The following is a 15,042-nucleotide window of genomic DNA, read 5'->3' on the forward strand; positions in this document are numbered from 1 at the left end:
TTTGTCACAGGCAAGATGCCTGTGCCACAAGCACTTTCACAGGCAAGATGCCTGTGCCACAAAAAATCTTGTGGGGTGGGCTTCTAGCCCGCCCCTAATTTTAACAACTTCCTCAGATTCAATCCCCTAAAGACCTGCCGCACAAACCGCCGCTCCAATTAACCCGACATTGCCATTCAAAACCAGGCGAACTGGTATCATTTCTAATAGCGAATCCATCCGACCTTTGTGCGTAAAAGCTCGCATAAAACTGCCTTCTAGAATCAGTGGCAAAATCTTCGCAGCGATGCCGCCGGCTACGTACAAACCGCCGTAAGGTAGAAGTGAAACAGCCATATTTCCGGCCACCGCACCGTAAGCTTCTACAAACATTTGCATTGTTTGTTCCGAAAGCCGATCGCACTTTTGGAGTGCAGCCGCCGCAATTATCGCCCCCGGATCGACTGTTTTCTCGGTTTTACCGATTTCCGACTCCCATTGAGCGATCGCTTCCCCCACTTCGGCTGATTCAGGAGCAAACTTGCGATCGCGCAAAAACTGGTAAATTGAGACAATCCCTTGTCCCGAAACTACACGCTCGATCGATATTCTTTGAATGTCATGTTTTGCTAACAAATATTTCAGCAATTCAAACTCCAACTCCGAGCGAGGAGCAAAGTCACCGTGTCCCCCTTCCGAAGAAAAAACCCTGATCCCATTTGCTTCGGGAATTGCAAAACAATGTCCCAAACCTGTACCCGCACCAATCACAGCAATTGGATCGTGCTGGCTCGGTTTTCCTACTTGCAAGGTGTGTATATCTGTAGCTTCCAAACCACACACGCCGTAACCAACCGCTACAAAATCATTAATCAAACTAACACGGGAGATTCCTAATTCTTCTTCCAGACGCTTTGCATCCAGCAGCCAAGGCAAATTTGTCAGTTTGGCGCTGTTGTTGACTACTGGGCCTGCGATCGCAAAACAAGCTTTTTCAGGCTCCACTGCCAAATCGAGTTTAGTAGCAGCTTCCGTCAAAAACTGTTGAACTATCGGCACTAAATCGGGAAATTCCCCGCTCGGATAGCGAAACTCGTAAAGAGCATTCATTGCACCATCAGCAGTCCTTTCTACCAAGCGCAAAATTGTCTTAGTTCCGCCAATATCGCCCGCTAATAATAATGCCATAAACCTCCGATAAAACAGTTGACAGTTGACAGTTGACAGTTGACAGTATTGTCCACTGTTAAACCAATAATTTTCAGGTTGGATCCAGCGAAGCGTAGGTTCACTTCGTTGTACCTCACATCTTGCATGATTGTCAGCAAAAGGCTTGTTGAGAATGGTGCAAGATCTCAGTTCTACCCAACCTACTTATCACTATTAACAACTATAGATCCCTGACCCCGCGATCGAGAAACGGTTTGATTTGGCTACTATTTAACTGTCAACTGTCAACTGTCAACTGTCAACTGTCAACTGTCAACTGTCAACTGAGCCTGTTCACAAAAGGCTTGTTGAGAATGGTGCAAGATCTCAGTTCTACCCAACCTACTTATCACTATTAACAACTATAGATCCCTGACCCCACGATCGAGAAACGGTTTGATTTGGCTACTATTTAACTGTCAACTGTCAACTGTCAACTGTCAACTGTCAACTGTCAACTGTCAACTGCCAACCAAGCCCGTAGCACCTCGGCCACAGTCCAAGCTTGAGCCGTGCAGCCCCGGGGCGAGTGGGGGGCGTCGCCCTCAAAAATTTCGCCGAGACTGCCAACTCCGCCAGCAGTTATATGATGTGCCATCGGTTCCAGGAATTGGAGAGCTTGTGCTGGGTCTTTGTATACGTGCAAGTGCGCCAAGACAAACGGGCCGATCAGCCAGCCCCAAGCTGTGCCTTGGTGATAGGCGCTGTCGCGCTGCAATTGGTCGCCCTCATAGGCGCCGCGATACTGCGGGTGTTGTGGGGATAGGCTCCGCAGGCCGTGGGAAGTGAGCAGCCCCTGAGCGCAGGCGTCCACGACGGCGCGGCGCTGTACGGGCGTGAGTAACGGTGTATAACGGGTTTCCTGGCGCTTGCCCGCTGACAAGGACTTGGCGGCGTACCCAGGAATCGAGTCCAGGGGCAGGGAAACGGCGAATATTTGGTTGGGCCGCAGGGAAATGTCGTGTCCGTCGGGGCCGTCGAGAACGTCGTAGCAGTAACTGGTTGAGTCGTTCCAGAAGCGATCGAATCCGGTGGCGGTACGATCGCCCAACTGCTGATATTCATTGTGAGGCTTGCCCAGTTTTCGAGCAAAACTTGCCATAGCTTGCACGGCATTGTACCAAAGCGCGCTAAGTTCGATCGGCTTACCAATCCGAGGAGTCACCACCCAATCGCCGATTTTCGCGTCCATCCAAGTCAGTTGCACGCCGCTTTCCCCCGCGTAGACTAAACCGTCGTCAGGATCGACGCGGATGTTATACCGAGTTCCGTTTACGTGCCAATCGACAATCTCACATAGTGTCGGCCAGAGTTCGCTCAAAAGTTCGTCGTCTCCGGTGCAGTCGCAGTAAGCGCGAACAGCCTCAAAGTACCACAGCGTCGCGTCTGCGGTGTTGTATTCCGGAGCGCCCCCGGCATCGGGGAAGCGGTTTGGCAGCATTCCGCGATCGACATACCGTGCAAATGTTCGCAAAATCGATCGGGCAATTTCCCACCGCCCGGTACAGATTGTGAGGCCGGGCAGGGCGATCGTCGTATCGCGCCCCCAGTCGCTGAACCAGGGATATCCGGCGATAATCGTTTTACCCTCGGGTTCCTTTGGTAGCGGGCGGTTGACGATAAATTGGTCGGCTGCTAGCACTAAGTGATTAATCCAGTCTGGAGATTCGCTGATTTTTGACCATTTTTGCAGCAGTTGTTGGTCATAAGTGTGGCGCACTTCTAAAGCTGTACCGCCGTTGAGTTCGGGATTTTTGTCGGTGCTGGCTATCAATGTGAGAGAATTTCCCGGTGCGATCGCAAAGTGAAAAGTCGCCGCGTGCAAGTGATCCTCGCAGCAGTCCAATCCGCGCCGCTGTTCGGCTGCCAAATTAAATCCGTAGTGCCAATTGTATAAGGGCGTAGAAACTCGAAATTTAGCCTCTGGAGTAGCATCTGTCAGCAGGTACAGGGGTGCGGCTCCGTCAAAAGCCGTCACGCAAACCCCTTGTGTCAAAGTTTCCAGACTCACAGGCCAGTCGCCCGCACTTGTCATGTGGTGGTAGTCGCGGTGGTTGACTAGGGCTTTGACTGCGATCGCGATCGGTTGTGAGGCGCGGTGCAAGCGGTATTGAATATATGTTGTGTTAGCACCTTGCTGCATCCAAATCCGCTTTTCGAGGATAGCGTCGGCGAGGGCATACCTCCACACAGGCGTCGTACCTTCGAGGTGGAAGCTTTCGATGCAGTTGTAGCCGTGGGGCTCGATCGTACTGTCGGCCCAGCGGTTGGTATAAAGCGGGTAGGCGCGATCGGCATACACGGCCGTCTCGTCCAGCTTGGCGAGCATCAAAGTCCGTGCCAGCGGGGGTTTGAGGGCAGCCACCAGCAGCCCGTGATAGCGGCGGGTGAGGAGATTTGCGATCGTCCCGCTAGCGTAACCCCCGATTCCGTTTGTCACCAACCACTCGCGAGACTCCGCCGAGTCAAGATTGCAGCAGATTTCCCGTCCAAAAGCAATAACCATAGAATACACGCTCGCGCTGATTTGCTATCTACCTTTAGATATATTTTAGACCTTATATAAAAAACCAGAAATATTAACTCTTGCAGTTGACCAAGAATGGCGATCGCTAAGGGTGCAGATTCATGGTCTAATTTATACATAACGAACCGCTACTTTTGCCCCAGCGATAATTCTAACCGTTACTCTGTCTGGAGTTAGTTGTTTGTAATTTTAAGTAATATTACCATCTACACAGGCGCTCTCACCTTAAGAACACAGCATTTGATTGCGTCCCAAGGGCGATCGGACAACCAACCTATTTTATAAGGAGAACCACTCAAAGTGAAGATAGGAGCAAATTACCTCGGCAACAACCAATGTGAGTTTACAGTTTGGGCGCCCACAATCAAACAAATAGCAGTCCAAATTGTTTCCCCAGAACCACGCCAGATACCCATGCAACAATCCGCAGAAGGTTATTGGCAAACCACAGCTACAGACATCGCACCCGGAACCCTTTACACCTACCAACTCGAAGGAAAAACCGACCGACCCGACCCAGCCTCAAAATATCAACCCCAAGGCGTCCACACCCCATCCCAAGTAATAGATGAAAACGCCTTTGCTTGGAAAGACAAAAATTGGCAAGGCGTGCCGCTGTCGGAAATGATTATCTACGAACTGCACGTCGGCACATTCACCCAAGCCGGAACATTTGAAGCAATAATTCCCCAACTCAAAAAACTCACAGAATTGGGAATCAACGCCATCGAAATTATGCCAGTCGCCCAATTTCCCGGCGATCGAAACTGGGGATACGACGGCGTATATCCCTACGCCGTTCAAAACTCCTACGGCGGCCCCGAAGGCTTCAAAAAACTTATCAACGCCTGCCACGAACACGGCATCTCAGTAATACTCGATGTCGTTTACAACCACCTCGGCCCCGAAGGAAACTACCTCCGCGACTTCGGCCCCTACTTTACCTCAAAATACGGCTCGATTTGGGGAGACCCCCTCAACTTCGACGACGCCTACAGCGACGGCGTGCGGAACTACTTTATTCAAAATGCCCTCTACTGGTTTCGAGACTATCACATCGATGGTCTGAGATTAGATGCAATTCAAGCAATATTTGAAGTAGGTGCCAGACCATTTTTGCAAGAACTCTCCGACGCCACCGCCGAGATTTCCCAAGAAATCGGAAGGAAACTTTACTTAATCGCAGAAAGTGACTTAAACGATGTCCGCACAGTACGTCCCAAAGAACTCGGCGGTTTCGGATTAGACGCCCAGTGGTGCGACGATTTCCACCACGCACTGCACGCCTTGCTTACCGGAGAAAATGACCGCTACTACCAAGACTTTGGCAAGTGCGAACACCTAGAAAAATCCTTCAAAGAAAGCTTTGTTTACTCCGGCCAGTATGCACCTCACAGAAAGCGAAAACACGGCAATTCTGTCAAAGATGAACCGGGCGAGAAATTTCTGGTATTTTCCCAAACCCACGACCAAATCGGCAACCGGATTTTAGGAGACAGACTCTCGCAAATAGTTGACTTTGAAGCACTAAAACTTGCAGCAGCTACAGTTTTGATTTCTCCCTACATTCCTTTCTTGTTTATGGGAGAAGAGTACGGAGAAACAGCGCCGTTTTTCTACTTTGTTTCCCACTCAGATCCTGACTTAATTGAAGCGATTCGCAAGGACAAGCAACAAGAATTTAAAGCTTTTGAAGACAGAGGCGAATTTCAAGACCCCCAAAGTCCTGAGAGTTTCCAAAAGTGCAAGTTAAACTGGGAAAAATCAACAGCAGGAAAACACAAAATCCTCTGGGAATGGCACCAGCATTTGATTCAACTGCGGCGAACAATTCCCGCCCTGAAAAAACTCGACAAAAAAAATCTAGAAGTTTCCAGTATTGAAGCAGAAAAAATCTTGTTTCTTCGTCGGTGGACAGATAACAGCCAGATATTCTGCATCCTGAACTTCAACAAGCAAGAGGTCGCTGTTACGACCGCACTTCCCCAAGGCAATGGTCACAAAATTTTAGACTCTGCTGATGTAAAATGGATGGGTTCAGGTTCTAGCTTGCCGGAAAATATCAATTCTAAGCAAGAATTGAGTGTTAAACCGCATAGTTTTGCACTCTACCAATATAACCAATTAAACCAAGAGGGCTAAAGCCCAACAACGTACCCGATCTTTCAGAGAACCGCTATAACTCGCGTCCAGCCACTGTTTGCGTAATTTCTGTCAACTACCCGATCGACTAATCAATTAGGACTAAAATTAACATGATGAGAATTCCCACAACCACTTATCGGATTCAATTTCATGCAGGTTTTAACTTTGAAGCCGCCAAACAAATCCTCAGCTATCTCGAAGAATTAGGAATTACCGACCTTTACGCCTCACCGATATTCAAAGCCAAAAAAGGCAGCAGTCATGGATACGATGTGGTTGACTCAAATCAAATCAATCCTGAATTGGGAACATCAGAAAACTTTGAAGCCCTCACCTACGAAATCAAGAAACTGAACATGGGATGGCTGCAAGATATTGTTCCGAACCACATGGCTTACGACACTCAAAATTTGTTGCTGTTAGACGTATTAGAACACGGGCCGGATTCCGACTATTTCGATTACTTCGATATTGAATGGAATCACGCTTACGAACATCTCAGAGGTCGAGTGCTGGCTCCGCTGCTGGGCAATTTTTATGGCGAGTGTCTGGAAAATGGCGAGATTCAACTCAAATACAGCGAAATTGGGCTAACTATCAATTACTACAGCTTACAATTGCCTGTAAAAATTGAATCTTATGCTAGTTTTATCGGTCATAATTTGGGGCATTTAGGCAGGGAATTAGGCAGGCGCCATCCAGATTTTATCAAGTTTTTGGGAATTCTTTATCTAATTAAGAATACACCTTCTGAAGCTAAAGGTAAAGCCAGATACGATCAGATAGCTTTTGTCAAAGGGCTGCTGTGGGAACTCTACAATCAAAATCCCATCGTCCAGGAATTTATCGATGAAAATATCAATTTCTTTAACGGAGAAAAAGGCAATCCAGAAAGCTTTAATTTGTTAGATAGTTTACTCTCGGAGCAATTTTATCGTCTCTCTTTCTGGAAAGTGGGTGCCGAAGAAATCAACTACCGCAGGTTTTTTACTGTCAACGAACTGATTTCGGTAAAAGTTGAAGAGATTAAAGTTTTCCATAAAAACCACGCTCTGATATTCGACATGGTGGACGAGGGAAAGTTTACCGGATTGAGAATCGACCACATCGACGGACTGTACGACCCCACAGAATATTTGAAACGGCTCCGCGAGAGAGTTGGAGACACTTACATTACTGTGGAAAAGATTCTGGAACACGAGGAAGATTTGCCGTCCTATTGGCCGATTGAGGGAACCAGTGGATACGACTTTTTGAACTACGTAAACGGCGTTTTTTGTCGGTGCGATCGCGAACAGCAATTTAGCGAAATCTATCAGAGATTTACTCGATTAAATGTTCCTTACGAACAGTTGTTTTTAGATAAAAAAGGGCTGATTGTTGAGAAAAATTTGGCGGGAGATGTAGACAATCTGGCTCAGCTTTTGAAGAATATTTCCGGTCAATCCCGACAGGGAAATGACTTTACTCGTCCGGGTTTGGAAAAAGCGCTGGCTGCGGTTTTGACGATTTTTCCAGTGTACAGAACTTACATTAATCAAGACGGTTTGCGAGAGTCCGATCGCATTTACGTCAAATATGCGATCGCCCACGCCAAAGAATTAGTACCGCGACTCCTCAAAGAACTGAAATTTATCGAAACGCTGCTGTTGCTGGAAGAAGAAGAAACCCTCACAACCGAACAAAAAGAGGAGCGCAGGCACTTTGTCATGAAACTCCAGCAGTTGACAAGCCCCCTGATGGCCAAAGGCGTTGAAGACACGTTGCTATACGTCTACTATCGCTTTTTATCCCTCAACGAAGTCGGAGGAAACCCCAGTCACTTCGGCGTTTCGCTGGCGGATTTTCACGAGTTCAACAAGCAGCAGCAAGTAGCTTGGCCGCACAAAATGAATGCTACAGCTACCCACGATACCAAACGCGGCGAAGATGTGCGAGCGAGACTTAATGTTTTGTCAGAAATTCCTGAGGAATGGGAACAGCAAGTCAGGTCTTGGAGAGAGGTAAACTCATCTAAGAAAGTTAACTTTGTCAATCGCATGGTTCCCGATACCAATGACGAATACTTCTTGTACCAAACTCTGCTTGGCAGTTTTCCATTTGAGGAAATTGAAAACACTGATTATGTTACTCGCGTCAAAGATTATGCGATCAAAGCTGTCCGCGAAGCCAAAGTTTATACAGCTTGGCTGAGACCTGACAACGACTACGAAACTGGGTTTATGACCTTTATCGATAGCGTTCTCGAACCTTCAGAACAAAATCAGTTTTTCAAGAAATTTCTACCTTTCTGGAAAAAAGTAGCTGATTACGGAATTTTCAATTCTTTATCTCAAACGCTGCTAAAAATTACGGCACCTGGGGTTCCCGACATTTATCAAGGCACGGAATTTTGGGATTTAAGCCACGTCGATCCGGACAACCGCCGTCCAGTGGATTTCGATCGCCGAATCGAGGTTTTGCGGGAAATTAAACAGCAAGCTGAGACGGATATTTTGCAACTGGTTGAAGATTTGATTGCGACGCGGGAAGATGCTAGAATTAAGTTGTTTTTGACGGCAAGAGTCCTAGAAGCTAGAAAAAAATACTTGCAAGTTTTTCAATCTGGCGATTATCAACCACTGCACGCAGTTGGCACTTTTAAAGATAACGTGATTGCTTTTGCTCGCAGATTTGAAGATACTACTGTTATTGCGATCGCTCCTCGATACTTGACGGGAATTGTGAAACCGGAAGAAATGCCGATCGGCAAACAAGTCTGGAAAGATACTAATCTGGAATTGTCGGAGCAAATGCCGTCGGTTTGGAAGGATGCGATTACCAATCAGCCTGTTGAAAGTAACGGTAAGCTGGCCATTGGTGATGCTCTCAGCTACTTTCCCGCAGCTTTGTTGATTAGTCAGTAGTCAGTTGACAGTTGACAGTTGACAGTTGACAGTTGTCAGTTGACAGTTGACAGTTGACAGTTGACAGTTGTGCTGTTCCCGATCGCTAACGTTATTATTCAATACGGTTCAGTTAAGATTGTCCGAAGAGAGGAACGAAGCAAACAAGAGTGTCTATTTGTGATTGATTTTCCCTGTTATAGCCTTTCTCAAAGATATGAGGTATGACTGACAGCTTCTATAGCCGTTAGACTAAGAGGGCTGAAGCCCAACTACGTACCTCACCTTTCTCATAAAGGCTATATAATCTCTTATCTGAACTGTATTGCGTTATTATTCATTATGTCAGTAGTCATTAGGCGAATTGGTTGTTTATAGCGACGGCGATAGGTTGAGATCTGTCGCTGTCGGTCGTGAATTATAAAAAATATGAAACAAATTCTCAGCATTATTTTTGTTTTGAGTGCGTGTTTGAGTCCTCTGACTGTGCCGGTGATGGTGCAACCTAGTTGGGCACAAAGTCAAGATGCACAGAGTGAAGAACTTCTGAAACTGATAGAGGAAGCAGATCGACTGCAAAAGCAAGAAAAATACCAACAGGCGATCGAAATATGGCAGCAAATTTTAGCCACTGCACAAAAACTTAAAAATAGAGAACTTGAAGGCATAGCACTCAATGCTATTGGTCTTAATTACTACATTAGTTCTAGGCTGGAAGAAGCTTTGAAATACTTTAACCAAGCTTTGCCGATCGCCCGAGAAGTCGGCGATCGCTCTGAGGAAGCTGATATTTTGGATAGTATTGGTTCAGTATACCAGACTATGGGACAGCCGCCTGAAGCTTTGAAATACTATAACCAAGCTTTGGCAATTGCGCGACAAATAGGCGATCGCACGCTGGAAGCTAGTATTTTGGAGAATATCAAAGAAGTCAACAAAACCAATGAATAAGTCACAGTTCACCAAGAATAATGGGTTTAAATCCTCCTCCTTCGAGGGGGAAATAAAACAAAATTATTCACTGTTTCATTCCTCGGAGTTCTAGGTAGAGGTCGATCTCAAACTGTCAACTGTCAACTGTCAACTATCAACTGTCAACTGTTGAAACTCTCCCCCACAAAGCCAATCCGCCACCCCTTCCCCTCGCAGCAATTATCCCATCTTCTACCAGAAAATATGCAAAAAATGCCTGCTTCCCCACACTCAAGCTAAAAAATTCCGCCTCCCGCGCTTCACCGCCGCGAATAAATCCTTGATACAGGGTTTTACCCAACAATTTCACCCTAATTCTGGTAAAATCAAATGCTAAAATATTCTGATTACCCAAAAACTTGGTCGGCCCGGAAAGAGTTAATTCGATCGCCCCAACGAGCACTGAATTCTCCACTCTGCCCGTTTCACTAGGCTTTTCGCCTTCAGCAACAGGTTCAACTGAGTAAGCAATTTGAATTTTCGCCACCCATTCGGGGATGTAACGTCCGGCGCCTAACACAATTCCCGCTTTTTGTCGAGTCTTTTTCGTGCCAGTTATAAAGCACAAGCGCCAATTACCGGTTAGTTGCTCGAAGGAATAGCGAGTTTTAGTTTTTTTGGCGTTTTTCTCCGCTTCTAAGAGGGCTGCGACTACGGCGGTGGAAGATGGTTTAGGATTGGATATGGCGGCTTGTTCTAGAATTGATATGTTTTCCATTTAACTAACAATAATATAGGAAGGTTCGTTTTCTATTGGATTTTTTTGAGGTAATGAACCGCAGAGGCCGCAGAGGGCGCAGAGGGAGAGGGAAAGAGAGGGGTTTGTAATAATATTAGGGGATGTAGGTAGCGGAGAACAACATGGTGACGATCGCCCCCACGGACACAGAAATCATTATCATCGGTAGCGGAATTGGTGGGTTGAGTTGCGGTGCAATGCTTGCCAGTTATGGCTTTGACGTGATTGTCTGCGAAAGTCATTCGATCGCGGGCGGGGCAGCCCACGGGTTCAAACGGGACGGATTTACCTTCGATTCCGGGCCATCTTTGTACTCAGGATTATCCTACAGCCCCTCTGCGAATCCGCTGCGACAAGTTCTCGATGCGATCGGCGAAAAACTTCCCTGCATCACTTACGATACTTGGGGTTGCTGTTTGCCCGAAGGCGATTTCGACACATCCGTAGGCGCGAGTCAATTTGGTGAAGTGCTTTTCAAACTGCGCGGAAGCGAAGCAGCAGCCGAATGGCAAAAACTCCAGCGAGTGATGGAACCCTACGCCAAAGCTGCCACAGCCTTACCCTCACTGGCTTTGCGCTTCGATTGGGGCGCTGCGTTTACCCTCGGCAAATTTGCACCGGCTTTCCTGCAAAGTGCTGGAGATGCGATCGCCCTTGCAGGCCCTTTCAGCCGGATTATGGACGCAAATGTCAAAGATCCGTTTGTGAAAAATTGGCTGAACCTGTTGTGTTTCCTGCTGTCTGGACTTCCCGCTGACGGCACGATCGCAGCCGAAGTCGCTTTCATGTTCGCCGACTGGTATCGCCCCAATGCCGTTTTGGATTATCCGATCGGCGGTAGTGGAGCCCTTGTTGATGCCCTGGTACGCGGTTTAGAGCGCCACGGAGGGCAGTTGCTGCTAAATTCCCACGTTGCAGAGGTTTTGGTGGAAAATAACCGGGCGGCGGGTGTGCGGCTGCGATCGGGTAAAATTATTCGATCGCACAAAGCCGTCGTTTCCAACGCCTCGGTTTGGGATACGCTGAAACTTTTGCCGGAAAACTCTATCCCCAAACGGTTTCGCCAACAGCGACAGGCGACTCCCGAATGCGATAGTTTTATGCACTTGCATCTGGGAATTGATGCTGCGGAAGTGCGATCGGACTTAGCCTGTCACTATATCTTCGTCAAGGACTGGGATCTGGGAGTTTCCGCGCCTCAAAACGTCGTCCTGGTCTCGATTCCCTCCCTCCTCGACCCCCACCTCGCACCGGACGGGAAACACGTCATTCACGCCTACACGCCCGGTAACGAGCCTTATGATTTATGGCAAAAGCTCGATCGCGCCAGCGAAGAATACAAACAGCAAAAGCAAGCGCGCGCCGAGGTGATGTGGGAAGCATTAGAGAGGATTATCCCCGATATTCGATCGCGCTGCGAAGTCACATTAGTTGGAACACCGCTAACCCACGAACGGTTTTTGCGGAGGAATCGGGGTTCCTACGGGCCGGGAATTCGCGCCGGTACAGGCTTGTTTCCAGGGCCGGGAACTCCTTTGGCGGGTCTGTTTTGCTGCGGAGATTCGACTTTTCCGGGTATCGGTTTGCCCGCTGTTGCTGCTAGCGGGGCGATCGCAGCTAATACGATCGCACCCCTGCACAAACATTTAGAAATGCTGCGGGATCTCGGTCTAAAATCTTAGACTTATTGCATGAAATTTTGAAAATAAAGATAGGTTCGTAGTGAGGACTTTAGTCCGCATCAAATCAGAGGACTAAAGTCCTCACTACGAACAAATAAAAATAGGTTCGTAGTGAAGACTTTAGTCCGCATCAAATCAGAGGACTAAAGTCCTCACTACGAACAAATAAAGATAGGTTCGTAGTGAGGAATTTAGTCCGCATCAAAATGAGAGGACTAAAGTCCTTACTACAAACCTATTTGTTGTGTCCTGTATTTTCCCAAATGCGATCGCACATTCTTGTGCCCGGATTTGCGATCGGCCGATTATCAAAAATTGGCACAAAACTTTGATACTATCGGTCAAATACGACCAACATCTGTCAGCATAGAAATACATAGCTCGATCGATCGCAAAAAGAGGCCACCGTGCAACCCGTAGACTTTACAACATTAACCGCAGCTTGCAGCGAACTGCGAACCCAATGGCTGCCAGCGCGCTTAGAACAAGTCTACCAGCGCGATCGATTCACAGTGTCCCTGGCCCTGCGAACCATGAACCAACGCGGCTGGATAGACATTTCATCCCATCCAGCAGCCGCCCGCATCTGCGTCGGCGACTCCCCGCCCCGAATTCCCGACACCTTCACCTTCAGCGAACAACTGCGACACCAACTCAGCGGTTTAGCCTTAGTTTCCATCGCCCCCGTGTCTCCTTGGGAAAGAGTCATCGACTTGCAATTCGCCAAACGCCCCGGCGAACACGCCCTCTGGCATCTCTACGCCGAAATCATGGGTAAGTACAGCAATGTTATCCTCACCGCCGAAGACAATCTCGTTGTCACCTGCGCCCACCAAGTCAGCGCCAAACAGTCCAGCGTGCGTCCCATCCAAACCGGGCAACCCTACGAATTGCCCCCGTCTTTGACGGATGCAGTGCCAAGTGCGATCGAATCTCTCGATCGCTGGAAAGAACGAATTAGCCTGGTTCCCGGGCAATTAAAGACCAATCTGTTGAAGAATTACCGAGGGTTGAGTAAAGTCTTAGTTGTATCGATGATTCGATCGGCAAATCTCGACCCCGAACAATCCACAGACAGCCTAAATCCCCACCAATGGCAGCAACTATTTCATCGCTGGCTGTACTGGTTGCAATGTCTAGAAAACTCCAAATTTCAACCAAGTTTTACCCCCGAAGGCTACAGCGTCATCGACTGGCCAAAACCAGACGAAAAAGAAACAAATCCCGAAAACAAATCTAATTCCCCTCTTCCTTCTTCCTTCTATTCAGAAGCTGAATCTGCCAACGAATCTAACTCCACTCTTCCTTCTTCCTTCTTGCCTCTTCCTTCTTCCTTCTCTTCCGTTCAACAATTACTCAACAGTTACTACACAGGCGAAATCAACCAACAAGTATTTGCCCAACTGCGGCATCAACTAACCCAAAAACTCAACAACGTCCTAGCAAAACTGCGCCTCAAAGCCAACACATTTAAAGAACGCTTGCAGCAATCAGCAGATGCAGACACTCACAAATCCCAAGCCGACTTGTTAATGGCAAACTTGCAGCATTGGAAACCGGGAATGAAATCAATTTCTCTCCCAGACTTTGAAACCGAAAAACCAGTAATTATTCCACTAAACGTGGAAAAAAACGCCGTTCAAAACGCTCAAGCAATTTACAAAAAACACCAAAAACTTAAAAGAGCTCGCATTGCAGTAGAACCGTTGTTAGCAGCAGTACAAGAAGAAATCGACTATTTAGAACAAGTCGAAGCCGCACTTTCGGTATTAGAAGCCTACCGCAACACCCAAGATTTGCAAACCCTCGCCGAAATCCGCGAAGAACTGATTCAGCAAAAATATCTAGTTGTATCAGATTACCGTGGCAGTGACAAAAATGCTGCGATCGAATTTCACCGCTACCAAACCCCCAGCGGCTTTGAACTATTAATCGGGCGCAACAACCGCCAAAACGACCAACTCACCTTTCGTACAGCCAACGACTACGATTTATGGTTTCACACCCTAGAGATTCCCGGAAGTCACGCCTTGCTGCGCCTCACACCCGGTACAGTTGCTGAAGAAACCGATTTGCAATTTGCGGCAGACATGACTGCATACTACAGTCGCGCCCGCCACAGCGAACAAGTTCCGGTGGTTTATACAGAACCGAAATATGTGTACAAGCCGAAGGGTGCGAAGCCTGGTATGGTTGTGTACAAGCAAGAGCGAATTGTCTGGGGTCGGCCGCAGCAAGCCCCGGCAGGTTCGTAGTGAGGATTTCACTCCGCATCCAATAACAGAGGACTGAAGTCCGAACGATCAAACATAAAAATCTGTCTCCAATGTAACGTTTTATTGCAAAAAATAAATTTTCTTGCTAAAATACCGCTGAAGAGGGATGATATTGCTCTTGTAACCCGCTGCAAAGAAACGTGCAACTTGGGTTTCCTCACTGTGAGAAAAACACTGTGGGAAAAAACACAACGGATTTAACTTTTTGTGCAGACCAGCTTTTGCTAAAGCTGGTCGTTTCTGTTTAAACTTAGAACTACAAGACGACTTATTCCATAAATCTTTGCTGGATCCGGCAACCGCAGATGTCAGGCAGATGAACACGGATTAACGCAGATGCTTTTTAAGAGAGGAAAGTGAATGAATGCAATTGCTCGTCTCACCTCTGATTGTACAAATTTTCTGTAATTTACGATCGTTTTTCCTCTTGCACTGATTCCCAGACTATCTAGAAATTCATCTGCGTTAATCTGCGTCAATCTGCTTTAAATCTGCGGTTTTCGTATTACTCAAAAATTTATACAATAAGTCTAAACTACAATTAGTTAGTGCGATCGATCGCTTCTTCTGAAAAATTCGCCCTAAAAAAGAACTATTACCTATTGACTTTGCTCAACTTCCGGGGTAT

Annotated in this window: 8 protein-coding genes; 5 read left to right on the top strand and 3 right to left on the bottom strand. The window is 47.3% G+C overall.

Features of this window, described 5'->3' with window-relative positions; all coding sequences use genetic code 11:
* Nucleotides 1–126: 126 nt before the first annotated feature.
* Entirely contained in the window at nt 127–1,167 is a 1,041-nt protein-coding gene (locus JGK07_RS26815) for a glucokinase (protein ID WP_293219567.1), read from the bottom strand.
* A gap of 475 nt (nt 1,168–1,642) precedes the next feature.
* Nucleotides 1,643–3,694, bottom strand: coding sequence for an amylo-alpha-1,6-glucosidase (locus tag JGK07_RS26820; protein WP_293225825.1), 2,052 nt, complete (start codon nt 3,692–3,694; stop codon nt 1,643–1,645).
* A 321-nt stretch (nt 3,695–4,015) separates the two neighbouring features.
* On the opposite strand from JGK07_RS26820, the gene treZ reads away from it, so the two are divergent.
* The 3 genes from treZ to JGK07_RS26835 all read left to right on the top strand — a co-directional run bounded on the left by treZ (nt 4,016) and on the right by JGK07_RS26835 (nt 9,696).
* Nucleotides 4,016–5,857 (top strand): malto-oligosyltrehalose trehalohydrolase, encoded by a 1,842-nt coding sequence (gene treZ, locus JGK07_RS26825; protein ID WP_293193130.1) that lies wholly within the window; start codon nt 4,016–4,018, stop codon nt 5,855–5,857.
* Between the two features lie 116 nt (nt 5,858–5,973).
* On the top strand, nt 5,974–8,766 hold the full coding sequence (gene treY, locus JGK07_RS26830; RefSeq protein WP_293185296.1) for a malto-oligosyltrehalose synthase: 2,793 nt from the start codon (nt 5,974–5,976) through the stop codon (nt 8,764–8,766).
* Between the two features lie 408 nt (nt 8,767–9,174).
* Nucleotides 9,175–9,696, top strand: a complete 522-nt coding sequence (locus JGK07_RS26835) for a tetratricopeptide repeat protein (RefSeq protein WP_293185292.1) — start codon at nt 9,175–9,177, stop codon at nt 9,694–9,696.
* A 136-nt stretch (nt 9,697–9,832) separates the two neighbouring features.
* Here the strand turns inward: JGK07_RS26835 and JGK07_RS26840 are convergent, their stop codons facing one another.
* Nucleotides 9,833–10,435, bottom strand: coding sequence for a hypothetical protein (locus JGK07_RS26840; protein WP_293185291.1), 603 nt, complete (start codon nt 10,433–10,435; stop codon nt 9,833–9,835).
* 143 nt (nt 10,436–10,578) lie between these two features.
* On the opposite strand from JGK07_RS26840, the gene JGK07_RS26845 reads away from it, so the two are divergent.
* The gene (locus JGK07_RS26845; RefSeq protein ID WP_293193128.1) at nt 10,579–12,138 is read left to right on the top strand and encodes an NAD(P)/FAD-dependent oxidoreductase; all 1,560 of its coding nucleotides are present in this window, start codon (nt 10,579–10,581) and stop codon (nt 12,136–12,138) included.
* Between the two features lie 407 nt (nt 12,139–12,545).
* Entirely contained in the window at nt 12,546–14,393 is a 1,848-nt protein-coding gene (locus tag JGK07_RS26850; RefSeq protein ID WP_293185287.1) for an NFACT RNA binding domain-containing protein, read from the top strand.
* The last annotated feature ends 649 nt before the right edge of the window (nt 14,394–15,042 follow it).

The sequence above is a fragment of the Microcoleus sp. PH2017_24_DOB_U_A genome (assembly GCF_020738205.1).
GTDB lineage: Bacteria > Cyanobacteriota > Cyanobacteriia > Cyanobacteriales > Microcoleaceae > Microcoleus.

Excerpts from the sequence above, each read along its gene's own strand:
- JGK07_RS26815 (WP_293219567.1), bottom strand. The coding sequence starts at position 1,167 with ATGGCATTATTATTAGCGGGCGATATTGGCGGAACTAAGACAATTTTG.
- JGK07_RS26820 (WP_293225825.1), bottom strand. The coding sequence starts at position 3,694 with ATGGTTATTGCTTTTGGACGGGAAATCTGCTGCAATCTTGACTCGGCG.
- treY (WP_293185296.1), top strand. The coding sequence starts at position 5,974 with ATGAGAATTCCCACAACCACTTATCGGATTCAATTTCATGCAGGTTTT.
- JGK07_RS26835 (WP_293185292.1), top strand. The coding sequence starts at position 9,175 with ATGAAACAAATTCTCAGCATTATTTTTGTTTTGAGTGCGTGTTTGAGT.
- JGK07_RS26840 (WP_293185291.1), bottom strand. The coding sequence starts at position 10,435 with ATGGAAAACATATCAATTCTAGAACAAGCCGCCATATCCAATCCTAAA.
- JGK07_RS26845 (WP_293193128.1), top strand. The coding sequence starts at position 10,579 with ATGGTGACGATCGCCCCCACGGACACAGAAATCATTATCATCGGTAGC.